This is a genomic window from Massilia sp. CT11-137, from assembly GCF_047302885.1.
In the GTDB taxonomy this organism is placed as follows: domain Bacteria; phylum Pseudomonadota; class Gammaproteobacteria; order Burkholderiales; family Burkholderiaceae_D; genus Telluria; species Telluria orientalis.
Window position 1 is genome coordinate 834,796 of record NZ_JBKYMP010000001.1, and the last position, 22,135, is coordinate 856,930.

A 22,135-nucleotide genomic window follows, 5' to 3' on the forward strand; every position below is an offset into this window, starting at 1 on the left:
CTTATCGGCCGGGCCGCCATCCGCGCGCCCGAGCCGCTTCTTCTCCCGCCGCGTCGAGCGGCTTGTCGGCGATGCGCGCGTCGATCGCGTCCAGCACGGCCGGCGGCAACGCACTGCCGGCCTGGCGGTAGCCGCCCGCCGCTTCCTTCTCCGCCTCGGCCAGCACGGGAATCTTCCACTGTCCGCCTTCCCGGCACGCGAGGCCGGCCGCCGCGCCCATGACGAAGCCGCGGCAATAGGCGCCGTCGCGGGCGGCGAAGCTGACGCCGACTTTCACCGCGCCCTCCGCCTTGCCGCCGACCTGGCGGTCCAGCGCGGCCGCGAGTTCTCCCTGCGCCACCACCTGGTTGCCGTTGCCGGCGATGGCCGGACCGCCGCCGCCGGGGATCATCCGGCCTGCCAGGACGCCGACGACGAGCGTGGCCGCCAGCGCGGCCCATTCCGGCCACGACCAGCGCCGCCGCTTGTCGCGCTCCACAGCCAGCGACACGACGGGTGCCGGCGGCTGCAACCGCGCGGGCACGGGTTCGTCGAGGATGCCGGCAAACGCGGCGGCCACGTCCGCGCGCAGGGCGCGGTGGCGCTCCACGGTGGCGGCGATGGCGGGATCGGTGCGCATCGCCTGTTCGATGGCGGCCCGTTCGGCGGGTTCGAGCTCGCCGTCGGCATAGGCCATCAGGGTGTCGTCGGAATACGTCATGGTGTCCTTCGTGTTGGGTCGGCGAGCAGTTGCTGCAGGGCGTCGCGGGCGCGCGCGAGGCGGCTCGTAAGCGTCCCGACGGGGATCTCGAGCACGTCGGCCGCTTCCTTGTACGGCAGGCCGTCGACAAGCACGAGGCCGACGACGAGCCGGTGTTCCTCGGACAGCAGACTGATCGCCTTCTGCAGCGCGAGCCGCTGCTGGTGCGCCTGCGCGGTGTCGTCGCCCACGTGTTCGCCTTCCTCCTCGGGCGCGAACAACTCGGCGCGCCGCGTCCGGCTGCGCACTTCGTCGATCCACGCGTTCTTGATGATCCGGAACAGCCAGCTGTCGAGCCGCGTGCCCGGTTCCCACTGCTCGCTGCGGCCAAGCGCACGCTCCATCGCGATCTGGACGAGGTCGTCCGCGTCTTCGCGATGATAGGTCAGCGCCCGCGCGAAGCGGCGCATGCGGGGCAGCAGGGCGGCGATGTCGTCGGCAAGCATGGTCTCTATGAGGTAAACGATCCGGGCGGGGATTTTCTTCCCGGCGCCGTTCGTTATTGGGGTATCGGCCAATCATATATGATCCACTCATGAGTCCCTTCGTAAATATGCGTGTTCTCGTGGCCCTGGCGCTCCTGTGCGGCACGGTCTCCGCGCACGCGCAGCTGGGCCTGCCCTCGCTGCCGCTGCCCAGCCGCATCGGCCCGCTGGGGCTGGACGGCGTGCGCCGCCCGGTCGACCGGTTGCTCGACCGCGCGCCGTTGCCGGATCTCGGCCACCTGCGCGTCGACACCGTCCGGCGCCTGCTGCGCGACCATCCGGACCAGTTGGAGGCCGACCCGCGCGGCGAGCCGGCATTGCGCGGCGAGGTGCTGGCCGGGGCGCCGTCCGAGGCGGCCTTGCAGGCGGCGCGTGACGCGGGCGCGGCGGTCGTGCGCGACGAGGTGTTGCCCGGGCTGGGCGAACGCATGGTGGTGCTGCGCCTGCCGGCCGGTGCGTCGACCGCGGCCATGGTCGAGCGCCTGCGCGCCATCGATCCCGGCGGCAGCTACGATTTCAATCATGTCTACACGGGCAGCGGGGCGCCGGGCGGCGTTCGCGCCGGAGCGGGAGACGCCGTGCGCATCGGCCTCGTCGACAGCGGCGTCGACGGCGCCCACCCCGTGTTCGAGGATGCCGCGATCACGCGCTGGGGCTGCGGCGGCCAGGTGATTCCCGCGCCGCACGGCACGGCGGTGGCGGCGCTGATGGTCGGGCGTTCCGACTACCTGCGCGGCGCGGCGCCGGGCGCGCGCCTGTACGCGGCCGACGTGTATTGCGGCAGCCCGGTGGGCGGTGCGGCCGACCGCATCGCCGCCGCGCTGGGCTGGCTCGACCAGCAGGAGGTCGGCGTCGTGAACATCAGCCTCGTCGGCCCCGCCAAATCGCTGCTGGCGCGGGCCGTCGCCGCGATGCAGGCGCGGGGGCACCTGCTCGTGGCCGCCGTCGGCAACGACGGGCCGGCGGCACAGCCGCTGTATCCGGCCAGTTATCCCGGCGTCGTCGGCGTGACGGGCGTCGACCGGCGCGGCCGGCCGCTGCCGGAAGCGGCACGGGGGCCGCAGGTGAAATTCGCCGCGCCGGGCAGCCAGATGGTCAGCGCCGCGCCGGGCACGCCGCCGTATCGCCAGGTGCGCGGCACGTCGTTCGCGGCACCCATCGTCGCGGCCCTGCTGGCGCAGCGGCTGCCCCGGCCGGACCGGGCCGGCGCCGCGCGCGCCGTGGACGCACTCGCGCGTGAGGCCGGCGCTGCCGTCGCGAACGACGAGACCGGGTACGGCATCGTCGGCGCGAGCCTGCGCACGGACCCGGCGGACCTGCGCTGAAAAATTTTTTGAAGGGATGGAAGAAATCGACGAGCCCATCCGTTTTCCCTGTATCGGCGGTGAGAGACACCGCCTCATCACAAGGAGAACAGTCATGAAAGCCAAGTCCATTACCCTCGTCCTCGCCCTCGGTCTCGCCACCCAGGCCCACGCGCAGCTGCTCGGCGGCCGGCTCGGCGGCTCATTGGGCGGCTCGCTGGGCGGCTCGCTGGGCGGCTCCATCGGCGGTATCAGCAGGATGAGCGGGATGAACGACATGGGCCGCGTGCACACGATGGGCGGCACGCTGCGCGACGAGACCGCTGGCCGCGCGAGCCGTGCCACTCCCCAGCCGGCAGCCGGGAGCGCACCTGCGCAGCGACCGGGCGTGCTGGCGGGCGCCGGCAGCCTGGCAGGAAATGCGGGCGCCGGAAGCTCGGCCCGCGCGGACGGCTCCGGCTCGGCCAGCGTGGATGCGAGTGCCGTCACCGGGGCACTCGGCGGTGCCGCCGGCGCGGCCCGTGGCGCGGCAGGCACCGCCCGCGGCGCCGTCGGCTCGGTGCGCGACACGGCATCGACCATGAACGGCAGCGTGGCCGTCGAAGGCAGCGCGGGCGGTTCAGCGGCGGGCAGCACGGGCGGCTCGGGTGCGAGCCAGGCATCCGGTACCGCGTCGCGCCAGTAAGACGCGTTACATGTCCCCTTGCCAGTACCGGCGCGCCTTGTCGAACACGCGCGCGCCGACCTTTCTTCCCATGTCCTGACCGGGCCCCGGTCCCGCCTGCGCCGCCAGGTCCGTGAATGTGGCGTCGTCCAGGATGTCGCTGCCCGTGAAGCGGCGCAGCGCCTCGGCGGCGGCAAAGGCGGCGCATACGCCGTCGCGCGCGGCGTCGTCCGCGTCGGCCAGCGCATTGGCCAGCACCAAGAACAGCAGCACGTCGCGGTCGTCGTCATGCCCGTCGCGGACGGACACGCGCTGCGCCACGTCGCACCACACCGCGACGAGCGCCAGCGGCCGTGCGGCGGCGGCCGGGCGGACCTCGGCCGGCATCAGCGCGAACGGCTGGTCGCGGTGGCGGACGTCGAGCAGCGCGGCCGCCTGCATGCGCCCGATGCCCTCGGGCGTGAACAGACCGTCATCCGTGCCCGCATCCGTGCCAGACCGGGCGTCCAGGCCGGCGAGTACGGCGTGGGCCGCATGCCCCATCGCGGCGGCCTGGCTGGCGGCGTCGCGTTCGGCCCGCGGCAGGCGCACGGCCACGCCATGCGCGGTCTGGCGGGCGTTATCGTCGTACGCCGCCCACGCGTTGTACATGCAGGTATGCACGAGGGCGAGCGCACGCGCGGGCTCATGTGCGAGTGCCACGGTGCCGATCGTTCCGAGTGCCAGCGCATTCCAGGCCCGCACCGTCGCCAGGGGCGTAGCCGCCCCGTTCGCCTCGAGTTCCAGGATGTTTTGCCGATCCATGTCGCCCCCTTTGTGCCCTCGAGAAGTATCGCCAGCGAATCCGGCCCGGCTGTTGAGCGTTCTCATGCGTCGGCTGCTCATGCGGCAACGCACCATCCGCTTTTTGGGCGCGCTTTTGATCCTTCCATCCCGTGTTTTTTGCGTTTCGTCGCACGCCGGTGGAAGGGGAGGGGGCGGTCGCCTACAGTGACACCATCGACGAAACAAACACACAAGGAGAGCCAAAATGAACGTCCTCAAACACATGGAAGCCATCTTCCTCGCAGCCGCCGTCCTCGTGGGCGTGACGAGCGCCGCGCACGCCGCCAGCGTCGCCAAACACGAGCGCTACGATGCGCAGGTAACGATCGAAGGCCAGCAGATGGCCGTCGTCAAAGTGACCGCGAAACGCCTCGCCGCCATCGACAAAGCCGCCAATTGAACACGTCAAGGATAGCCCCAATGAACATCCTGAAAAACATGGAAGCCATCTTCCTCGCGGCCGCCGTCCTCGTGGGTGTGACGAGCGCCGCGCACGCCGCCAGCGTCGCCAAACATGAGCGCTACGACGCGCAGGTAACGATCGAAGGCCAGCAGATGGCCGTCGTCAAAGTGACCGCGAAGCGCCCGTAACACCCGTAGTGGAAGCAGCTGCCGCCCGGCAGTGAAGACGCAGAACGCGCAGCTCGAGAGCGCCGTTCGGACCCGGCCCCGAGGCCAATCGCACCAGACAATACCGGCACCTCCGCCGGCACCCCGCAGACCTTGACCAGCCGCGACGGCATGCCGCCGCAGGGACGCTTGTTGCCGTATGGGCGAAAAAAAAGCCCGCTGTTGAGGCGGGCTTAAATCCAATTCTTTCTGAGGAGAGTTGGAGGAGACAGGTGCAATTATGCTGCGCTACAGCATATCAGTCCAATTTTTGTTTCGCATATTCGTTATAAGAATTTGCGATATCTCATCCATGCTCTCCGGGTTTAGTTATTGACGCAGGTCACGACCAGGTTGCCCACGCCGCCTGCCGCTTCCGCCGCATCGTCCATCGTGCCGCCGCCGAAGCCGTTCGCGCCGCCGGTAACGGTGCAGGTCTGGGCCGGGTTGGTGGGCTGGGTCAGGACGGTCACGCCATAAGTCGTGTTGTACGGAACCGAGTTCATGACGAGGGCCACGTCCGCGCCGGTCGGTTTCTGGTTGGCGTCCAGCGCGGGGTTGACGCCGATGGTGCCGGTCGTGCTGCCGTTCGCCAGGACGAGGCCGGTACCGGTCAGGCCCTTGACCGTGCCGCCGAGCGGGTAGGTGTTGATGGCGCAGACGAAGCGGATGTCGATCCTGGCCAGTTGGCCGGCCGTGCCGTATGGCAGGTATGGCGACGCCGCGCATTGCTGGTGTTTCGGCTGGGTGCCGCCCACCGGGGTGTGATTGGTGACGACCGCGCCTTTCGGGATCACTTCATAGACCTGGCCGTATTCGATCTGGTTCGGGAAGACGGCCGTGACGTCCTGGCCGGCCGTGGCCGGCGGATTGATGGGCAGGTCCTGGCCGTTCGTGCTCAGGACCAGGCCCGGGTATTGCAGGCCGCTGACCGTGATGTTGATCGGGAACGTGGCCTTGCCGCCACCGCCGCAGGCGGCCAGCGTGGCCAGGACCGCGAGGGCGAAGGCCGGACGCGCGAGGGAAAACTTCATGTGGGTCTCTCCAGATTCCAGATTTAAGCGCAGGTGACGGTGACGGTCGTGTCTTCGGTCGCGCCCATGGTGCCCGCACCCTTGCCGTTGCCGCCGCCGCTGACGGTGCAGGTCTGGCCGGCCGGCTGCTGCAGGACGGTGACGCCGTAGGCGCCGTCTTCGTTCACGCCGGCCATCGGCACGGTTGCGGTGCCCGCCGCGACCTCCTTGCGGTCGGCGCCATTGATGATCACGAGGCCGCTGGTCGTCAGGTTGACGATGCTCGCGGTCAATTTACGCTGGCGGATCTTGCAGTCCACGCGGATCTGCGCGATCGTGTAGTAGTTGGCGCGCGCCTTGCCGTTGGTGACGACGCAATCCGAGATCTTCTCGACGTTCGACGGGACGCTCTTGACCGTGATGTTGAACTGGTCGTCGGTCGAGATGCGGTTGTTGAACTGGAACGACTGGTAGGGCGTCGTCACGGCCAGGTCTTCGCCGTTATTCGTCAGCACCAGACCGTCCTTGGTGACGTTATAGACCGCGCCGGTCAGGTACAGGTCGCCGCTCCCGCCGCCGCAGGCGGACAGGCCCAGCGCGCATGCCAGCGCTACAACGCCGGCACGCAGGATCGAGCTCTTCATAAAATCTCCACAGTGGAATGGGTGGCGCGCGGACGCTGCGCCGGTACGGCCGAATAGAAAAATGCCCATCATTTTAGTGCATTTGGCAAGCGGCGGCCCTATTTGGCTTTGTATCACGGTGTAACCATGAGCCCGTGTCCGGCGCGCCATTGCTTTTCGGCGCTGCCCTCGTTATGCTTGGACCGCTCCTTTCCACTCTCCAAGCTTCGTTTCCGGAGCCGCAATCCCGACCATGAACACGCGCCGCGCCTGGCCCAAGGCCATCCTGTTCGACCTCGACGACACGTTGTGGCCCATCGCCCCCGTGATCCTGCAGGCCGAAGAGAAGCTGTTCGCGTGGCTGCGCGAGCACGCGCCGCGCGTGGCCGAGCGCTTCACCATCGACACCCTGCGCCAGGCGCGCCTGGAGCTGCTGGCGAAGAAGCCCGAATTTCACCTCGACCTCGGCAAGCTGCGCCATGCCGGCCTCGTCGACGCCTTCCAGCAGGCCGGCGAGGATGCCGCCAAGGTCGAGCACGCGATGGCGCAGTTCTTCGCCGCGCGCAATGCCGTGATCCCGTACGACGACGTGCTGCCGGGCTTGCTGAAACTGAAGAACCGCGTACTGATCGGGTCGATCTCGAACGGCAACGCCGACCTGCGCACGATCGGCCTGTCGCACCATTTCAAGGTGTCGGTGGCGGCGTCGGCGTTCGGCGTCGCCAAGCCGGATGCGGCGATCTTCCTGGCCGCCTGCAAGGAGCTGGGCGTGGCGCCCGAGGATGCGGTCTACGTCGGCGACGACGTGCTGCTCGACGTGCGGGGCGCCCAGCGCGCCGGCCTGCGCGCCGTCTGGATGAACCGCACGGGCTCGACGAAGCACATGGAGCACGAAGTGGTGCCGGATGCGATCGTGCGCGACTTCGACGAGTTGCTGGACTGGCTCACGCGCGAACACGAACAACAGCGCGGATAAAGCACAAGCACGCATCGAACGTGCATAATGACATAAATGAAACGAAATCCTGGCTAGACCATGCAACTCGATAACCGTGCACAAACCCTGTTGAAAGCCCTGGTCGAGCGCTACATCGCCGACGGCCAGCCGGTCGGTTCGCGCGCGCTGTCGAAGATCTCCGGCCTCGACCTCTCCCCGGCCACGATCCGCAACATCATGGCCGACCTCGAGGAAATGGGCTACGTCGCCAGTCCGCACACGTCGGCCGGCCGCATTCCCACACCGCGCGGCTACCGCCTGTTCGTCGACACGCTGCTCACCGTGCAGCAGATCGACGAGAACGCGGTCGAAGCCGGCATGCGCCTGCCCGCGCACCAGCCGCAGAAGGTGATCGCGAACGCGGCGCAGATGCTGTCGTCGCTGTCGCAGTTCGCCGGCGTCGTGCAGAGCCCGCGGCGCGAATCGGCGTTCCAGCAGATCGAATTCCTGCGCCTGTCGGAAAAGCGCATCCTGCTCGTCATCGTCGACCCGCGCGGCGACGTGCAGAACCGGCTGCTGCTGACCGATGTGGATTATTCGCCGTCCCAGCTGATCCAGTCCGCGAATTACCTGAACCAGCATTTCGCCGGCCTGTCGTTCGACCAGGTGCGCGCGCGCCTGACGGGAGAATTGCGCCAGCTGCGCGACGACATGGGCCGCCTGATGCAGGCCGCGGTGGAGGCGGGCAGCGAGGCGCTGGCCGAGACGGACGACATGATCATCGCGGGCGAGCGCAACCTGCTCTCGGTGGCCGATCTGTCGTCCAACATGAGCTCGCTACGCCAGATGTTCGAGATGTTCGAGCAGAAGACGGGCCTGATGCAGCTGCTCGATGTGTCCAGCAAGGCCGGCGGCGTGCAGATCTTCATCGGCGGCGAATCGAAGCTCGTGCCGATGGACGAGATGAGCGTCGTGACCGCGCCGTACGAAGTGAACGGCAAGATCGTCGGCACCCTCGGCGTGATCGGACCCACGCGCATGGCCTATGAGCGCGTGATCCCGATCGTCGACATCACGGCCAAGCTGCTGTCGAGCGCGCTGAGCCATTCATGAAGGTAGGGTGGGCACAGGGGTGCCCACCCTACCAGGTCGCGCTCTTAGTGCCGGTGCGGGCAATCCGTCTTCTGGCAGTGGCCGTAGATGGCCAGGGCGTGCTCGGCGATCTTGAAGCCGCGTTCGCTGGCGATCTTCTGCTGGCGGCTTTCGATCTCGTCGTCGTAGAACTCTTCCACGTGGCCGCAGTCAAGGCACACGAGGTGGTCGTGGTGCGAGCCGGCATTCAGCTCGTAGATCGCCTTGCCGGTTTCAAAGTGATTGCGGTTCAGGAGGCCGGCCTGTTCGAACTGGGTCAGCACCCGGTAGACGGTCGCCAGGCCCACGTCCATGTTTTCGTTCAGCAGGGTCTTGTAGACGTCTTCCGCCGTCAGGTGCCGCACCGCGCTGTTCTGGAAAATTTCCAGGATTTTTAGCCGAGGCAAGGTCGCTTTCAGGCCGCTGGCTTTCAGGTCGGTTGGATTGTTGCTCATGTTTTGTTACTCGGATATGGGCGGAGTGCTTTATGATATAGCGTTTTACAAGCTCCCGCCTCATCGATTTTAAGGTCAGATATGCGCACTAAAGCCGTTTTCCATCGTTCCCACGCACGGGCAGCGCTCGTGGCCGGCCTCGCCTGCATGACGCTGGCGCTGTCCGGCTGCGCGGCCTGGCGTAACCAGACCAAGCCGGCGGCGCCGGTGAGCACCGCCCCCGACGCGGTCGCCGCCGATGCCGGCAAGTCCGCGGCAATCGCGAATTCGGGCGCGCAGACGACGACCGTCACCAAGCTGCAGAAATTCCTCTGGATCTTCTCGCCGTACCGGCCGGACATCCAGCAGGGCAATTTCGTGTCGCAGGAAATGCTGAACCAGCTGAAGGTCGGCCAGACCCGCGACCAGGTGAGATTCATCCTCGGCAGCCCGCTGCTGCAGGACGCCTTCCACAAGGACCGCTGGGATTACCCGTTCTACCTTGCGCGCGGTAACGGCGAGCTGACCACCAGCCGCGTCACCGTCTACTTCAAGGACGACAAGGTCGACCACTTCGACGGCGGCAACCTGCCGACGGAACGCGAATACATCAATCGCCTGATCGGCATCTCGAAATACGAAACCAAGACCGAGCAGGAATCGCTGGACGAGCTCAAGCGCAAGCGCGACGAGGCTGCGAAAGGCGGCGGAGGACAATAACATGACCCAACTGAAAATCGCCGTTGCCGGCGCCAGCGGCCGCATGGGCCGCATGCTGATCGAAGCCATCGCCGCCGCGCCGGACGCCGTCCTCGCCGGCGCCCTCGACCGCGAAGGCAACCCGTTCATCAATTCGGACGCCGGCGCGTTTTCCGGCCAGCTGACCGGCGTCGTGATCCAGTCCGACCTGGCCAAGGGCCTGGCGGACGCCGACTTCCTGATCGATTTCACGCGCCCCGAAGGCACGCTGCAGCACCTGGAATACTGCGCCGCGCACGGCATCAAGATGATCATCGGCACCACCGGTTTCGATGACGCCGGCAAGGCCGCCATCCGCGCCGCCGCCGAGAAGACCGCGATCGTCTTCGCCCCGAACATGAGCATCGGCGTGAACGTCACGCTGAAGCTGCTGGAAATGGCGGCCAAGAATTTCTCGGAGGGCTATGACATCGAGATCATCGAGGCCCACCACCGCCACAAGGTCGACGCCCCGTCCGGCACCGCGCTCAAGATGGGCGAAGTGATCGCCGACGCGCTGGGCCGCGACCTGAAGGAATGTGCGGTCTACGGCCGCGAAGGCGTGACGGGCGAGCGCGACCCGTCGACGATCGGCTTCGCCACCGTGCGCGGCGGCGACATCGTGGGCGACCACACCGTGCTGTTCGCCGGCATCGGCGAGCGCATCGAGATCAGCCACAAATCCAGCAGCCGCGTCAGCTACGCCCAGGGCTCGCTGCGCGCCGCGCGTTATATTGCCGACAAAGCAACGGGACTGTACGACATGCAGGACGTGCTGGGTCTCAAGGCCTGATCCGAACTGGACGGCCCGGCTAGCGATCTGCTGGCATACTGACACCTACCTCCGTCGTTCCCGGACTGGCCGTCCGCCTTGGCGGGAACCTAAGTTGCGTGAGCGCGTGCAAACTTGGGCCCCTGCCTGCGCAGGGGCGACGTTGTTTTACGTTACCTGACAGGAGATTCCCCATGGCCACCGTCGAGCTCAACGGCGCCGCGATCACCGATGCGGAAAGCTTCCACGTCGAGAGCCAGCGTGCGTTCGGCTTCCCCGATTCGTACGCGCACACGATGGATTCCTGGGTCGATTGCCTGAGCTACCTGCGCGACGAGGACGGCATGAGCAGCGTCCGCCTGAAGAAGGACGAGGTGCTGCACATCGTCGTGACGCACTCGGAAGCCCTGCGCGAACGGGCGCCGGACGTGCTGGAAGAGATGGCGTTCTGCATCATCGGCATCAACGAGCGCTACGAGGACTATGGCGAGAAGGCGGCGCTGGAGCTCGAACTCCGGTAATTGCACGTCACGCGTGGGCACGGGGTGCCCACCTTACGGCAATGTGCGGATATCGTAGGGTGGGCACCCCGTGCCCACCACGCCGAACGACCGGTATAATGTTCTGCTCACCTCCTTCAGTCCGCAGAACATCATGCAAGAAAAATATAGTCCAGCCGAAGTCGAACAGGCCGCGCAGGCCTACTGGAAGTCGATCGACGCGTATAAAGCCGTCGAGAACGACCCACGTTTCCCGAAAGGCAAGTATTACGCCTGCTCGATGCTGCCCTATCCGTCGGGCAAGCTGCACATGGGTCACGTGCGCAACTATACGATCAACGACGTGATGTACCGCTATCTGCGGATGAACGGCTACAACGTGCTGATGCCGATGGGCTGGGACGCCTTCGGCATGCCCGCCGAGAACGCGGCGATGGCCAACAACGTGCCGCCGGCCCAGTGGACCTATTCGAACATCGCCCACATGCGCGGCCAGATGGAGTCGATGGGTCTCGCGATCGACTGGTCGCGCGAAATGACCGCGTGCAAGCCGGAATACTACAAGTGGAACCAGTGGATGTTCCTCAAGATGCTCGAAAAGGGCATCATCTACCAGAAGACCGGCACCGTGAACTGGGACCCGGTCGACCAGACCGTGCTCGCGAACGAGCAGGTCATCGACGGCAAGGGCTGGCGCTCGGGCGCGGTCGTGGAAAAGCGCGAAATCCCGATGTACTACGTGCGCATCACGGACTACGCCGACGAACTGCTGGACCACGTCGAGAACAAGCTGCCGGGCTGGCCGGAACGCGTGCGCATCATGCAGGCCAACTGGATCGGCAAGTCGACCGGCGTGCGCTTCGCATTCCCGCACGTGATCATGGACGAGCAGGGTGAGCTCATCAACGATGGCAAGCTGTACGTCTTCACGACGCGCGCCGACACGATCATGGGCGTGACCTTCTGCGCCGTCGCGCCGGAACACGCGCTCGCGCAGCACGCGGCCAAGGACAACCCGGAACTGCAGGCGTTCATCGCCGAGTGCAAGCAGGGTTCCGTCATCGAAGCCGACATGGCGACGATGGAAAAGAAGGGCATGCCCACGGGCCTGTTCGTCACGCACCCGATCTCCGGCGAGCAGGTGCCGGTCTGGGTCGGCAACTACGTGCTGATCACGTACGGCGACGGCGCCGTGATGGGCGTGCCGGCCCACGACGAGCGCGACTTCGGCTTCGCGCAAAAATACGACCTGCCGATCAAGCAGGTGGTGGCCGTGGAAGGCGAGACGTTCTCGCTGGACGGCTGGCAGGAGTGGTACGGCGACAAGGAGCGCGGCGTCGTCATCAATTCGGGCAAGTACGACGGCCTCGATTACACGTCGGCCGTCAACGCCGTCGCGGGCGACCTCGCGAACCTGGAGCTGGGCGACAAGAAGGTCACGTTCCGCCTGCGCGACTGGGGCATCTCGCGCCAGCGCTACTGGGGCACGCCGATCCCGATGATCCACTGCGAGAAGTGCGGCACGGTGCCGGTCCCCGAGAAGGACCTGCCGGTCGTGCTGCCGGAAGACTGCGTCCCGGACGGCTCCGGCAACCCGCTGAAGAAACACGAAGCGTTCCTGAAAGTCGACTGCCCGTGCTGCGGCGCGCCCGCACGCCGCGAGACGGACACGATGGACACGTTCATCGACTCGTCCTGGTACTACATGCGCTATACGTCGCCGGGTTCGAACGACGCGATGGTCGACCCGGCCCGCAACGATTACTGGATGCCGATGGACCAGTACATCGGCGGCATCGAACACGCCGTGCTGCACCTGCTGTACGCGCGCTTCTGGACGAAGGTCATGCGCGACTTCGGCCTCGTGAAATTCGACGAGCCGTTCGTCAACCTGCTCACGCAGGGCATGGTGCTGAACGAGACCTATTATCGCGAAGACGGCGCCGGCAAGAAGACGTGGTATAACCCGGCCGACGTGAGCCTCACGTTCGATGAGCGTGGTCGTCCGCAATCGGCGGTGCTGAAGGAAGACGGCCAGCCGGTCGTCATCGGCGGCACCGAGAAGATGTCGAAGTCGAAGAACAACGGCATCGACCCGCAGGCGCAGATCGAGCAGTACGGCGCGGATACCGCCCGCCTGTTCACGATGTTCGCCGCGCCGCCGGAGCAGACGCTCGAGTGGTCGGAATCCGGCGTGGAAGGCGCGAGCCGCTTCCTGCGCCGCGTCTGGGCCTTCGCTTATGCCCAGCGCGAGCGCGTGGCCGCCGCGCTGGCCGGCCAACAGGCTGGGACGCTGGACGACGCGCAGAAAACGCTGCGCCGCGAAGTGCACAAGGTGCTGCAGCAGGCGGACTATGACTTCAAGCGCATCCAGTACAACACGGTCGTCTCGGCCTGCATGAAGATGCTGAATACGCTGGAGTCAAGCAAGCTGGCCGAAGGTGCAGCGTCGGACGCGGTGATCACGGAAGGCCTGTCGATCTTCCTGCGCATGCTGAACCCGGTCGCGCCGCACATCACGCACGCGCTGTGGCAGGAACTCGGCTATGCCGGCAAATACGGCGACATCCTGAACGTGGCCTGGCCGGAAGTGGATCCGGCCGCGCTGGAGCAGGCCGAGATCGAGCTGATGATCCAGGTGAACGGCAAGCTGCGCGGTTCGGTGAAGGTGCCGAAGGAGGCCGACAAGGCCGCCATCGAAGCCGCCGCGCTGGCGTCGGAAGCCGCACAGAAGTTCGTCGAAGGCCTGCCTAAGAAGGTCATCGTCGTCCCCGGCAAACTGATCAACATCGTGGTGTAAGCCATGCGCGCCCTGACTAGGAAGTTGACGGTGCGTGCGGTTACGGTTGCGGCTCTGCTGGTGGCCAGTAGCCTAGCAGGCTGCGGCTTCCAGCTGCGCGGTTCGAACGGCAGCTACACGATGCCGTTCCACAGCATCTATCTCGGCTTCCCGGACACGTCCGCGCTGGGCACGGAACTCAAGCGCAACCTGCGCGCGACGGACCAGGTGGTCATCGCGGACAAGGCGGCGGATGCCGAAGCGCAGTTCGTGCTGCTGGGCGAGTCGCGCAACAAGTCCATCCTGTCGCTGAACAGCCTGGGCCGCGTGCGCGAATACCTGCTGACGTACACGATGTCGTTCACGGTGCGCGACGCGAAGGGTGCGGAACTGGTGCCGCCCACGCAGATCTCGCTGCGCCGGAACATGGCGTTCGACGAGACCCAGGTGCTGGCCAAGGAATCGGAAGAAGCGCTGCTGTACCGCGACATGCAGGCGGACCTCGTGCAGCAGATCATCCGCCGCCTCGCGTCGATCAAACCAGCCACTTGATTAAAAAGGAACACCATGCAGTTGCGGCCTGAGGCGCTCGACGGGCACCTCGCCAAGGGGCTCGCGCCCCTGTACGTGATCACCAGCGACGAGCACCTGCTCGCGCTGGAAGCGGCGGACAAGATCCGCCGTGCCGCGCGCGCGCAAGGGTATTCCGAGCGCGACGTGCTCACGGTCGAGCGCAACTTCAAATGGGGCGAGCTGCTCGCCGCCAACCAGGCCATGTCGCTGTTCGGCGACAAGAAGCTGATCGAGCTGCGCATTCCCGGCGGCAAGCCCGGCAAGGACGGCAGCGCCGCGCTGCAGAACTATGCGAAAGACCTGAATCCCGACAACCTCACGCTGGTCACCCTGCCGAAGCTGGACTGGCAGACGGCCAAGGCGTCGTGGGTGGCGGCGCTGCAGCAGGCCGCGGTCTACGTCGAGGTCCCGAACGTGGAACGCGCGCAGCTGCCGGGCTGGATCGGCACACGTCTGGCCGCGCAGAACCAGAGCGTGGACCGCCAGGGCCTGGACTTCATCGCCGACCGCGTCGAGGGCAACCTGCTGGCGGCGCACCAGGAAATCCAGAAGCTCGGCCTGCTGTACGAGCCGGGCAAGCTGACGTACGAGCAGGTGCATGACGCCGTCCTGAACGTGGCGCGCTACGACGTCTTCAAACTGTCGGAAGCGATGCTGGCCGGCGACCCGGCCCGCCTCGTGCGCATGCTGGAAGGCTTGAAAGGCGAGGGCGAGGCGCTGCCGCTGGTATTGTGGGCCGTCTCCGAAGAAATCCGTACGCTGCTAAAATTAAAGGCAGGGATGGCGCAGGGACGCCCGCTGGGCGCCCTGCTGAAGGAATACCGCATCTGGGGCCCGCGCGAGCGCATGATGGAACCGGCGCTGCGCCGGATCTCCCTGCCGACGCTGGAAGCGGCGCTGCAGCAGGCGGCGCAGGTCGACAGGATGGTCAAGGGCCTGCGCGCGAAGCAGTTCGCGGGCGATGCGTGGGATGCGATGCTGCAGCTGGCGTTGAAAGTCGCGTCGACATAACGAAATCACAGGAAGAAGCACGATGGATATCACCGAGACCATGCACACAATGGGCCGCCAGGCACGCGCGGCGTCGCGCGGCATGGCGCGCGCGGACAGCGCGACCCGCAACCAGGCCTTGCTGCTGATCGCCGCCGCCATCGAGCGCGACGCCGACCAGCTCCGCGCCGCCAACGCGCGCGACATGGAAGCGGCGGCCGCCGCCGGCCTGGAGCCGGCGCTGCTGGACCGCCTCGCGCTGTCCGACAAGGCGATCGCCACGATGGTCGACGGCCTGCGCCAGATCGTCGCGCTGCCCGACCCGATCGGCGAGATCACCGACCTGAAATTCCGCCCGACGGGCATCCAGGTGGGCCGCATGCGCGTGCCGCTGGGCGTCATCGGCATCATCTACGAAGCGCGCCCGAACGTGACGGTCGACGCGGCCGGCCTGTGCATCAAGAGCGGCAACGCCGCCATCCTGCGCGGCGGCTCGGAAGCCATCCACTGCAACCGCGCGCTGGCGGCCCTCGTCGCCGAAGGCCTGCGCGGCGCGGGCCTGCCGGAGCACGGCGTGCAGGTCGTCGAGACGACGGACCGCGCGGCCGTCGGCGCCCTCATCACGATGCCGGAATTCGTGGACGTCATCGTCCCGCGCGGCGGCAAGGGCCTGATCGCGCGCCTGATGAAGGAATCCACCGTCCCGATGATCAAGCACCTGGACGGCATCTGCCACGTCTACATCGACGCGAAGGCGGACATCGCGAAAGCGCTGCCGATCGCGATGAACGCGAAAACGCACCGCTACGGCACGTGCAACACGATGGAGACCTTGCTCGTCGCCCGCGCCATCGCGCCGACCGTGCTGCCGCAACTGGCGGAGCTGTACGCGACGAAGGAAGTGGAACTGCGCGCCGATCCGGAAGCGCTGGCGATCCTGCAGGGCTATCCGCATCTGACGCCCGCGACGGAAGAGGACTGGAGCACGGAATACCTGGCGCCGATCCTCGCCGTGAAGATCGTGGACGGCATCGACGCGGCCATCGAGCACATCAACACGTATTCCTCGAAGCACACGGACGCCATCGTCACCGAGGATTACACGGACGCGATGCGCTTCCTGCGCGAAGTCGATTCGGCCTCCGTGATGATCAACGCGTCGACGCGCTTCGCGGACGGCTTCGAATACGGCCTGGGCGCGGAGATCGGCATCTCGAACGACAAGCTGCACGCGCGCGGGCCGGTCGGGCTGGAGGGTCTTACGTCGCTGAAGTACGTGGTGTTCGGCCACGGAGAGATCCGCAAGTAGGGTGGGCTCCCCGAGCCCACGTGTAACGCCAACATACCGCAAACTTCACGCGTGGGCACAGGGTGCCCACCCTACGTAAAGGATCTGCATGTACCTCTGGATCAAAGCGCTGCACATCGTCTTCGTCGCCTCGTGGTTCGCCGGCCTGTTCTACTTGCCGCGCATCTACGTGAACCTGGCCCAGGAAAGCAACCCGGCCGTCGTCGAGCGCCTGCTCGGCATGGGGCGCCGCCTGTACCGTTTCACGACGATCCTGATGGTGCCGGCGCTGTTGCTGGGCCTGTGGCTGTGGCTGGGCTTCGGCATCAAGGGCGGCTGGCTGCATGCAAAACTGGCGCTCGTGATCCTCGTGATCGGCTACCATCATGCGTGTGGTTCGCTGCTGAAAAAGTTCGAACGCGGCGCCAATACGCGCAGCCATAAGTGGTTCCGCGTGTTCAACGAAGTGCCGGTTTTACTGTTGCTGGCAATCGTGATCCTGGTCGTCGTCAAACCGTTCTGACCTGAAGATTCAACCAGATTGATTGGCGGCCGGGCCTACATCCCCGGCCGCTTCGTTTTAGTCAGTCGGGGTCAGAGCCCACCCGTGAAAACCGGGCGCTGACCCCGAATGTTCTTTTTTAGTCAGTCGGGGTCAGAGCCCACCCGTGAAAACCGGGCGCTGACCCCGAATGTTCTTGTTTTAGTCAGTCGGGGTCAGAGCCCACCCGTGAAAACCGGGCTCTGACCCCGAATGTTTTTCAACTACGGATAAAGGGTACCCCATGACTTCCTATTTTTGCCCCTGCCCGCGCGGCATGGAACAGGCGCTGGCCGACGAGCTGGCCGAGATCGCACAGACCACCGGCAGCACGTCGCTGAAGGTGCACAACCAGGTGCCGGGCGGCGTCCACTGCTCGGGCACGGACACGGACGCGTACCGCATCAACCTGCATTCGCGCATCGCGTCGCGCGTGCTGCTGCGCATCGCCAACCGCACGTACGCCAACGAGAACGACATCTACGACCTCGTGCTGGAACAGCCGTGGGAAGACTGGTTCAGCGTCGACCACACGATCCGCGTCGACATCACCGCGATCAAGTCGCCGCTGACGAGCCTCGAGTTCACCACGCTGAAGATCAAGGACGCCGTCTGTGACCGCTTCCGCGACCAGTTCGGCCGCCGCCCGTCCGTCGACACGCGCACGCCGGACATGCGCATCATGGGCTTCCTCGACCAGCGCAACTTCACGATCTACCTCGACACGTCCGGCGAAGCGCTGTTCAAGCGCGGCTGGCGCGAGGAGACGGGCGACGCGCCGCTGCGCGAAAACCTGGCCGCCGGCCTGCTGCGCGTGGCCGGATGGAAGCCGGGCATGACGTTGTTCGATCCGATGTGCGGCTCGGGCACGATCCTGATCGAGGCCGCGCAGATGGTGCAGGGCATCCCGCCCGGCGCGCGCCGCCGCTTCGCGTTCGAGAAATTCAGGAACTTCAATGCCAGGGCCTGGCAGGAGATGAAGACGGCGATCAAGCCGAACCCGCTGCCGGCAGAGCCCACGATCTTCGGCTCCGACATCTCCGGCGACATGGTCGCGATGACGCGCCACAACCTGCGCTCGGCCGGCATCCTGTTCGAGGTGCCGCTGAAGCAGATCGAGGCGCAGCAGGTGCAGCCGCCCACCAGCCAGCCCGGCCTGCTGGTGACGAATCCCCCGTACGGCGAGCGGATCGGCGTGCGCGGCGATTCCACCATCCCGCAGGACGAGATGGCCGTCGGCTTCTACCAGCAGCTCTCCGCCACCCTGAAGCAGCGCTTCGCCGGCTGGACGGTATATCTGTTCACGGCCGACCTGGGCCTGCCGAAGATGCTGCGCCTGAAGGAATCGCGCAAGACCCCGTTCTTCAACGGCGCCCTCGAATGCCGCCTGTTCCGCTTCGACATGGTGGCAGGTTTCAACCGCCGCGACGCCGCAAAACCGAAAGAAGAATAATCAATGCTGCCCGAACCCGAACCGGACAATCTACCGAAAGACCCCGTCACCCCCATCCCGCTGCCGGCACCGCACAAGATCGCGATGCTGTCGGCGGGCGGCCTCGCCACCCTGCTGGCCGCGCTGTCGATGCTCGGCCCGTTCTCCGTCGACGCCTACCTGCCCGCGTTCCCCGCGATCCAGGCGTCGCTGCATGCGACCGGGCTGGAAGTGCAGCAGACGCTGACGGCGTACATGCTGGCCTTCGCCGCGATGTCGCTGTGGCATGGCGCGCTGTCGGACGCGTTCGGGCGGCGCAACGTGGTCCTCGTCGGATTGATCGTGTTCGCGGTCGGGACGCTCGGCTGCGCGTCCGCGCATTCCGTGCACTACCTGTGGATCTTCCGGATCATGCAGGGCGTATCGGCCGGTGCCGGCGTCGTCGTGGGCCGGGCGATCATCCGCGACCTGTATTCGGACGCGCCGGCCGCGCGGCTGCTGTCGATGGTGACGATGATCTTCTCGATCGCGCCGGCCATCGCGCCCGTGCTGGGCGGCTGGGTCGTGTCCGCGTTCGACTGGCGCTCGATCTTCCTCGGCCTGCTCGCGTTTTCCGTCGTGCTGTGGTGGGTGTGCTGGCAGCACCTGCCCGAGACGATGCCGGTGGAACGCCGCCAGCCGTTCAACCCGCGCTTCCTCGCGCGCAGCTACTGGGACATCTTCAGCTCGGTGCTGTTCCAGATGAAGTCCGGGATCGTCGCGTTCAACTTCGGCGGCATGTTTCTGTTCATCGCGGGCGCGCCGGTGCTGCTGCCCGTGCACCTGCACCTGGGGCCGTCGGATTTCGCGTGGCTGTTCGTGCCGGCCGTGAGCGGCATCTTCCTGGGCGCGCTGGTCGCCAACCGGCTGGCGGGCAAGATGACGTTCTCGCGCCAGATCGCGATCGGCTATATGTTGATGCTGGCGGCCGTCACCGGCTCCGTCGCCTACCACGCCGTGCTGCCGCCGGCGCTGCCGTGGACCGTGCTGCCGATGTTCTTCTATAACTTCGGCAGCTCGATCATCAACCCCAGCGCCACCCTGCTCGCGCTCGACCTGTTCCCGCACATCCGCGGCACGGTGGCGTCATGCCAGTCGTTCGTGACCACGTTGATGGGCGCGCTGGTCGCCGGCCTCATCGCGCCGGCGCTGACCCATTCCGTGCTGGCGATGGCGCTCGGCCAGGCCGCGTTTGCGCTGGCGTCGCTGGCATGCTGGATGACGTCGCGCCAATACCGCCGGTACAAGGCTCTCGCTTAAAAAGTAGTGGCGGTAATGATGGTGATCGTAAATAAATGCTAAATTTCGGGGACTTCTCTGTGCATTGTCAATACATTTCAGTTGAAATTTGATTCTAAAACGCGTCAAATTTCTTGGAAAGTATTGTTCCCGGTCAGAAATGTATATATGCTAAGATAAGTTTTTCATGCTTGGGATAACGATGTAAACATCGTGCTGTTCCAGGGACCGCAAGAACGAACACTGTGGCAGCCCCCGCAGGGGAGAGCGGCCATCACCCAAAAACCAAGTTGGCGGCCGTGCTTGAATCCATACATCAACCTGACCAGGACATCCGCAATCGCCTGCTGATCGCGCGCTTGCCGGCCATGCCCCAGATCCTCATCAAGCTGCTTGCACACCTGCAGGCGGACGATCTGGGCATGCCCGAACTGGCCGCGCTGGTTGCGAAGGATGCCGGCATGACCGGCAAGATCCTCACCGTCGCCAACAGCTCCGCCTACCACCGCAACAGCCGCCAGCCGAACCTCGAGCAGGCGATGGTGGCGCTGGGCACGGACATGATCAAGACGCTGGTCATCAGCGACTCCGTCTTCCAGACCTTCAACAGCTTCCCGAATTCCAGCGCCACCGACCTGCGCGCGTTCTGGAAGAACTCGTTGACGGCCGCCGTGCTGGCGCGCGAAACCGCACGCCGCATGAATTACGCGCAGCCGGAAGAAGCGTATCTCGCCGGCCTGCTGCACAACGTCGGCCGCCTGGCGCTGCTCGCGACGGCGCCGAAGGAATATGCCTTCAACTTCACGGCGCGCGACGACGAAGACCTGTGCGCCGTCGAACAGCGCACCCTGCAGATCACGCATGCGGAAGCGGGCGCCTGGCTGATCGAACGCTGGCAGCTCGATTCCTTCCTCGCCGATTCCGTGCTGTACCACCATGAGCCGAGCGAGCGCCTGGAAGCGGCGCATCCCCTGATCCGCATCGTGCGCGTGGCCCACGTGCTGGCCTGCCATGCGCACGACGATGCCCTCGTGGACGAGGCGCGCGCGCTGTGCGGTCTCGGTCCGGAAGCGCCGGACGAATTGCTGGGCCTCGCCGCGCGCCAGGTCGAGAAGGCCGCGATCCACCTCGGCATCGATCTCGCCGGCGCCGACGACCTGCCCGTGCCGGCCGCGTTCGCGCCGCCGCCGCCCGTCGATCCCGTGCAGCAGCGCCTGTCCGAGGAAGTGCGCAACCTGGTGCTCGTGTCCGAAGTGGGCCAGGCGTTCGCGCGCCAGCAGGGTGAATCGGGCCTGCTGGAAGCGATGACGCGCTCGGCGCGCATCCTGTTCGATTTCGAGAACGCCGTCGTCCTGCTGGAGAACCCGACCGGCCAGGCCCTCGTCGGCGCGCCGACCGCGAACCAGCAGCGCATCGCCGAATTCACGGTACCGCTGGCGAAGGGCGGCGCCGTCGCGCAGGCCGCGCTGGACCGCCGCCTCGGCTTCATCCGCCGCGATGGCCGTCCGCTCGGCCTCGCCGAAGAACAGCTGCTGCGCATGCTGGGCACGGAATCGCTCGTGTGCCTGCCGCTCGTCGCGGGCGCGCGCTGCCTCGGCGTGATGATCGGCGGCGTCGCGACGTGGCAGCTGCCGGCGTGCCAGAAGCGCGAGCGCTTCCTGCACGCGTTCGGTGCGCAGGCCGCCGGCGCGCTGGAGACGGCGATGTCGGAACGGGGCCACGCGCGCCGCCAGCTCGCCCACGTGGCGGAGGAATACCGCGAAGCGTCGCGGCGCGTCGTGCACGAAGTGAACAATCCGCTGGCTATCATCAAGAACTATTTGTCGGTCCTGGACAGCAAGCTCGAACGCCAGGAACCCGTCAGCGCCGAGCTGTCGATCCTGAACGAGGAGATCGACCGCGTCGGCCAGCTGGTGGGCAGCCTGACCGAGATCCAGCTGGGCGCCGCTACGTCGAAGGTCGACAGTGCGCCGGCGGCGGACGTCGCCCGCGTCGTGGACGACGTGCTGCGCCTGTTCCGCACGACGAATTTCATCCCGGCGAACGTGGAAATCGTCGTCAGCATGTCGGACGCCGAGAGCCGCATCGAGGGCGATCCGGACATCCTCAAGCAGATCCTCGTGAACCTCGTCAAGAACGCGATCGAGGCGCTGTCCGGCAGCGGCGGCCGCATCGAGATCGCCAACCGCGGCCACGTGAACCGCGAGCGCAGGCTGTACCTGGAACTGGTCGTCTCCGACACCGGTCCGGGCCTGTCGCGCGAGGTGCTGGCCAACCTGTTCTCGGCCGTGAAGAGCACCAAGGAGGGACCGCACCACGGTCTCGGCCTGTCGATCGTGCACAGCCTGGTCAAGAAGCTGAACGGGCATATCGCCTGCCGCAGCGGCACGACCGGCACCAGTTTTGAAATCCTGCTGCCGGCCCATGCCGGCGCCGGCGCCCCGGCCATACCGCCGGTGCGCGCGCTTGGATCCGTATAA

The 22,135-nt window shown here is 66.4% G+C and carries 23 protein-coding genes; 17 read left to right on the forward strand and 6 right to left on the reverse strand.

Going from position 1 to position 22,135, the window contains the following annotated elements:
• Position 1: 1 nt before the first annotated feature.
• The gene (locus ACEN98_RS03765) at positions 2 to 700 is read right to left on the reverse strand and encodes an anti-sigma factor family protein (protein WP_413381517.1); all 699 of its coding nucleotides are present in this window, start codon (positions 698 to 700) and stop codon (positions 2 to 4) included.
• Entirely contained in the window at positions 697 to 1,185 is a 489-nt protein-coding gene (locus ACEN98_RS03770; RefSeq protein WP_413381518.1) for an RNA polymerase sigma factor, read from the reverse strand. Before ACEN98_RS03770 ends, ACEN98_RS03765 begins: the two co-directional genes overlap by 4 nt.
• Positions 1,186 to 1,274: 89 nt before the next feature.
• Here ACEN98_RS03770 and ACEN98_RS03775 point away from each other — a divergent pair, with 89 nt between their 5' ends.
• Together ACEN98_RS03775 and ACEN98_RS03780 are read left to right on the forward strand one after the other, a co-directional pair.
• The gene (locus ACEN98_RS03775; protein WP_413381520.1) at positions 1,275 to 2,549 is read left to right on the forward strand and encodes a S8 family serine peptidase; all 1,275 of its coding nucleotides are present in this window, start codon (positions 1,275 to 1,277) and stop codon (positions 2,547 to 2,549) included.
• 94 nt (positions 2,550 to 2,643) lie between these two features.
• Positions 2,644 to 3,213: a hypothetical protein gene (locus tag ACEN98_RS03780; protein WP_413381522.1), complete on the forward strand. Its 570-nt coding sequence runs from the start codon at positions 2,644 to 2,646 to the stop codon at positions 3,211 to 3,213.
• Positions 3,214 to 3,219: 6 nt separating this feature from the next.
• Here ACEN98_RS03780 and ACEN98_RS03785 read toward each other — a convergent pair whose 3' ends face one another.
• On the reverse strand, positions 3,220 to 3,996 hold the full coding sequence (locus ACEN98_RS03785) for a hypothetical protein (RefSeq protein WP_413381523.1): 777 nt from the start codon (positions 3,994 to 3,996) through the stop codon (positions 3,220 to 3,222).
• A 226-nt stretch (positions 3,997 to 4,222) separates the two neighbouring features.
• Here ACEN98_RS03785 and ACEN98_RS03790 point away from each other — a divergent pair, with 226 nt between their 5' ends.
• Together ACEN98_RS03790 and ACEN98_RS03795 are read left to right on the forward strand one after the other, a co-directional pair.
• Positions 4,223 to 4,417 (forward strand): hypothetical protein, encoded by a 195-nt coding sequence (locus tag ACEN98_RS03790; protein ID WP_413381525.1) that lies wholly within the window; start codon positions 4,223 to 4,225, stop codon positions 4,415 to 4,417.
• A 20-nt stretch (positions 4,418 to 4,437) separates the two neighbouring features.
• Entirely contained in the window at positions 4,438 to 4,608 is a 171-nt protein-coding gene (locus ACEN98_RS03795) for a hypothetical protein (protein ID WP_413381527.1), read from the forward strand.
• Positions 4,609 to 4,952: 344 nt separating this feature from the next.
• On the opposite strand, the gene ACEN98_RS03800 is transcribed toward ACEN98_RS03795, so the two are convergent.
• Positions 4,953 to 5,660 carry a hypothetical protein gene (locus ACEN98_RS03800; protein WP_413381529.1) on the reverse strand — a complete coding sequence of 236 codons (708 nt, stop codon included), beginning with the start codon at positions 5,658 to 5,660 and terminating at the stop codon, positions 4,953 to 4,955.
• A 23-nt stretch (positions 5,661 to 5,683) separates the two neighbouring features.
• Positions 5,684 to 6,283 carry a hypothetical protein gene (locus tag ACEN98_RS03805; protein WP_413381531.1) on the reverse strand — a complete coding sequence of 200 codons (600 nt, stop codon included), beginning with the start codon at positions 6,281 to 6,283 and terminating at the stop codon, positions 5,684 to 5,686.
• A 232-nt stretch (positions 6,284 to 6,515) separates the two neighbouring features.
• Between ACEN98_RS03805 and ACEN98_RS03810 the strand changes: the two genes are divergently transcribed.
• Positions 6,516 to 7,238 carry an HAD family hydrolase gene (locus ACEN98_RS03810; RefSeq protein WP_413381533.1) on the forward strand — a complete coding sequence of 241 codons (723 nt, stop codon included), beginning with the start codon at positions 6,516 to 6,518 and terminating at the stop codon, positions 7,236 to 7,238.
• 60 nt (positions 7,239 to 7,298) lie between these two features.
• Complete coding sequence (gene hrcA, locus ACEN98_RS03815; protein WP_413381535.1) at positions 7,299 to 8,312, forward strand: heat-inducible transcriptional repressor HrcA; 1,014 nt, start codon at positions 7,299 to 7,301, stop codon at positions 8,310 to 8,312.
• Positions 8,313 to 8,356: 44 nt separating this feature from the next.
• Here the strand turns inward: hrcA and fur are convergent, their stop codons facing one another.
• A complete protein-coding gene (gene fur / locus ACEN98_RS03820; RefSeq protein ID WP_036234473.1) occupies positions 8,357 to 8,785 on the reverse strand; it encodes a ferric iron uptake transcriptional regulator in 429 nt (142 codons plus the stop codon).
• A gap of 81 nt (positions 8,786 to 8,866) precedes the next feature.
• Here fur and ACEN98_RS03825 point away from each other — a divergent pair, with 81 nt between their 5' ends.
• The 11 genes from ACEN98_RS03825 to ACEN98_RS03875 all read left to right on the forward strand — a co-directional run bounded on the left by ACEN98_RS03825 (position 8,867) and on the right by ACEN98_RS03875 (position 22,135).
• The gene (locus ACEN98_RS03825; protein ID WP_082577466.1) at positions 8,867 to 9,484 is read left to right on the forward strand and encodes an outer membrane protein assembly factor BamE; all 618 of its coding nucleotides are present in this window, start codon (positions 8,867 to 8,869) and stop codon (positions 9,482 to 9,484) included.
• A 1-nt stretch (position 9,485) separates the two neighbouring features.
• The gene (gene dapB, locus ACEN98_RS03830; RefSeq protein WP_056123985.1) at positions 9,486 to 10,295 is read left to right on the forward strand and encodes a 4-hydroxy-tetrahydrodipicolinate reductase; all 810 of its coding nucleotides are present in this window, start codon (positions 9,486 to 9,488) and stop codon (positions 10,293 to 10,295) included.
• A gap of 173 nt (positions 10,296 to 10,468) precedes the next feature.
• On the forward strand, positions 10,469 to 10,795 hold the full coding sequence (locus tag ACEN98_RS03835; RefSeq protein WP_056123988.1) for a barstar family protein: 327 nt from the start codon (positions 10,469 to 10,471) through the stop codon (positions 10,793 to 10,795).
• A gap of 133 nt (positions 10,796 to 10,928) precedes the next feature.
• Complete coding sequence (leuS, locus tag ACEN98_RS03840) at positions 10,929 to 13,574, forward strand: leucine--tRNA ligase (RefSeq protein ID WP_413381538.1); 2,646 nt, start codon at positions 10,929 to 10,931, stop codon at positions 13,572 to 13,574.
• A 60-nt stretch (positions 13,575 to 13,634) separates the two neighbouring features.
• Positions 13,635 to 14,105 (forward strand): LPS assembly lipoprotein LptE, encoded by a 471-nt coding sequence (gene lptE / locus ACEN98_RS03845; protein ID WP_413381540.1) that lies wholly within the window; start codon positions 13,635 to 13,637, stop codon positions 14,103 to 14,105.
• Positions 14,106 to 14,120: 15 nt separating this feature from the next.
• Positions 14,121 to 15,137, forward strand: coding sequence for a DNA polymerase III subunit delta (gene holA, locus ACEN98_RS03850; RefSeq protein WP_413381542.1), 1,017 nt, complete (start codon positions 14,121 to 14,123; stop codon positions 15,135 to 15,137).
• A gap of 22 nt (positions 15,138 to 15,159) precedes the next feature.
• Positions 15,160 to 16,425, forward strand: a complete 1,266-nt coding sequence (locus ACEN98_RS03855) for a glutamate-5-semialdehyde dehydrogenase (RefSeq protein WP_413381544.1) — start codon at positions 15,160 to 15,162, stop codon at positions 16,423 to 16,425.
• Positions 16,426 to 16,513: 88 nt separating this feature from the next.
• A complete protein-coding gene (locus ACEN98_RS03860) occupies positions 16,514 to 16,927 on the forward strand; it encodes a CopD family protein (protein ID WP_413338935.1) in 414 nt (137 codons plus the stop codon).
• Positions 16,928 to 17,189: 262 nt separating this feature from the next.
• Positions 17,190 to 18,398, forward strand: coding sequence for a THUMP domain-containing class I SAM-dependent RNA methyltransferase (locus tag ACEN98_RS03865; protein ID WP_413381546.1), 1,209 nt, complete (start codon positions 17,190 to 17,192; stop codon positions 18,396 to 18,398).
• Positions 18,399 to 18,401: 3 nt separating this feature from the next.
• Positions 18,402 to 19,676, forward strand: a complete 1,275-nt coding sequence (locus ACEN98_RS03870; protein WP_413381548.1) for a multidrug effflux MFS transporter — start codon at positions 18,402 to 18,404, stop codon at positions 19,674 to 19,676.
• 347 nt (positions 19,677 to 20,023) lie between these two features.
• Positions 20,024 to 22,135 carry an HDOD domain-containing protein gene (locus ACEN98_RS03875; RefSeq protein ID WP_413385944.1) on the forward strand — a complete coding sequence of 704 codons (2,112 nt, stop codon included), beginning with the start codon at positions 20,024 to 20,026 and terminating at the stop codon, positions 22,133 to 22,135.

Bases quoted from the DNA above. Each gene is read 5' to 3' on its own strand.
- ACEN98_RS03805 (WP_413381531.1), bottom strand. From the start codon at position 6,283: ATGAAGAGCTCGATCCTGCGTGCCGGCGTTGTAGCGCTGGCATGCGCG.
- ACEN98_RS03835 (WP_056123988.1), top strand. From the start codon at position 10,469: ATGGCCACCGTCGAGCTCAACGGCGCCGCGATCACCGATGCGGAAAGC.
- ACEN98_RS03795 (WP_413381527.1), top strand. From the start codon at position 4,438: ATGAACATCCTGAAAAACATGGAAGCCATCTTCCTCGCGGCCGCCGTC.
- leuS (WP_413381538.1), top strand. From the start codon at position 10,929: ATGCAAGAAAAATATAGTCCAGCCGAAGTCGAACAGGCCGCGCAGGCC.
- ACEN98_RS03770 (WP_413381518.1), bottom strand. From the start codon at position 1,185: ATGCTTGCCGACGACATCGCCGCCCTGCTGCCCCGCATGCGCCGCTTC.
- ACEN98_RS03775 (WP_413381520.1), top strand. From the start codon at position 1,275: ATGAGTCCCTTCGTAAATATGCGTGTTCTCGTGGCCCTGGCGCTCCTG.
- ACEN98_RS03825 (WP_082577466.1), top strand. From the start codon at position 8,867: ATGCGCACTAAAGCCGTTTTCCATCGTTCCCACGCACGGGCAGCGCTC.
- ACEN98_RS03860 (WP_413338935.1), top strand. From the start codon at position 16,514: ATGTACCTCTGGATCAAAGCGCTGCACATCGTCTTCGTCGCCTCGTGG.
- ACEN98_RS03765 (WP_413381517.1), bottom strand. From the start codon at position 700: ATGACGTATTCCGACGACACCCTGATGGCCTATGCCGACGGCGAGCTC.
- ACEN98_RS03875 (WP_413385944.1), top strand. From the start codon at position 20,024: ATGCCCCAGATCCTCATCAAGCTGCTTGCACACCTGCAGGCGGACGAT.
- ACEN98_RS03865 (WP_413381546.1), top strand. From the start codon at position 17,190: ATGACTTCCTATTTTTGCCCCTGCCCGCGCGGCATGGAACAGGCGCTG.
- dapB (WP_056123985.1), top strand. From the start codon at position 9,486: ATGACCCAACTGAAAATCGCCGTTGCCGGCGCCAGCGGCCGCATGGGC.
- ACEN98_RS03870 (WP_413381548.1), top strand. From the start codon at position 18,402: ATGCTGCCCGAACCCGAACCGGACAATCTACCGAAAGACCCCGTCACC.
- hrcA (WP_413381535.1), top strand. From the start codon at position 7,299: ATGCAACTCGATAACCGTGCACAAACCCTGTTGAAAGCCCTGGTCGAG.
- ACEN98_RS03790 (WP_413381525.1), top strand. From the start codon at position 4,223: ATGAACGTCCTCAAACACATGGAAGCCATCTTCCTCGCAGCCGCCGTC.
- ACEN98_RS03855 (WP_413381544.1), top strand. From the start codon at position 15,160: ATGGATATCACCGAGACCATGCACACAATGGGCCGCCAGGCACGCGCG.
- ACEN98_RS03780 (WP_413381522.1), top strand. From the start codon at position 2,644: ATGAAAGCCAAGTCCATTACCCTCGTCCTCGCCCTCGGTCTCGCCACC.
- ACEN98_RS03810 (WP_413381533.1), top strand. From the start codon at position 6,516: ATGAACACGCGCCGCGCCTGGCCCAAGGCCATCCTGTTCGACCTCGAC.
- ACEN98_RS03785 (WP_413381523.1), bottom strand. From the start codon at position 3,996: ATGGATCGGCAAAACATCCTGGAACTCGAGGCGAACGGGGCGGCTACG.
- holA (WP_413381542.1), top strand. From the start codon at position 14,121: ATGCAGTTGCGGCCTGAGGCGCTCGACGGGCACCTCGCCAAGGGGCTC.
- fur (WP_036234473.1), bottom strand. From the start codon at position 8,785: ATGAGCAACAATCCAACCGACCTGAAAGCCAGCGGCCTGAAAGCGACC.
- ACEN98_RS03800 (WP_413381529.1), bottom strand. From the start codon at position 5,660: ATGAAGTTTTCCCTCGCGCGTCCGGCCTTCGCCCTCGCGGTCCTGGCC.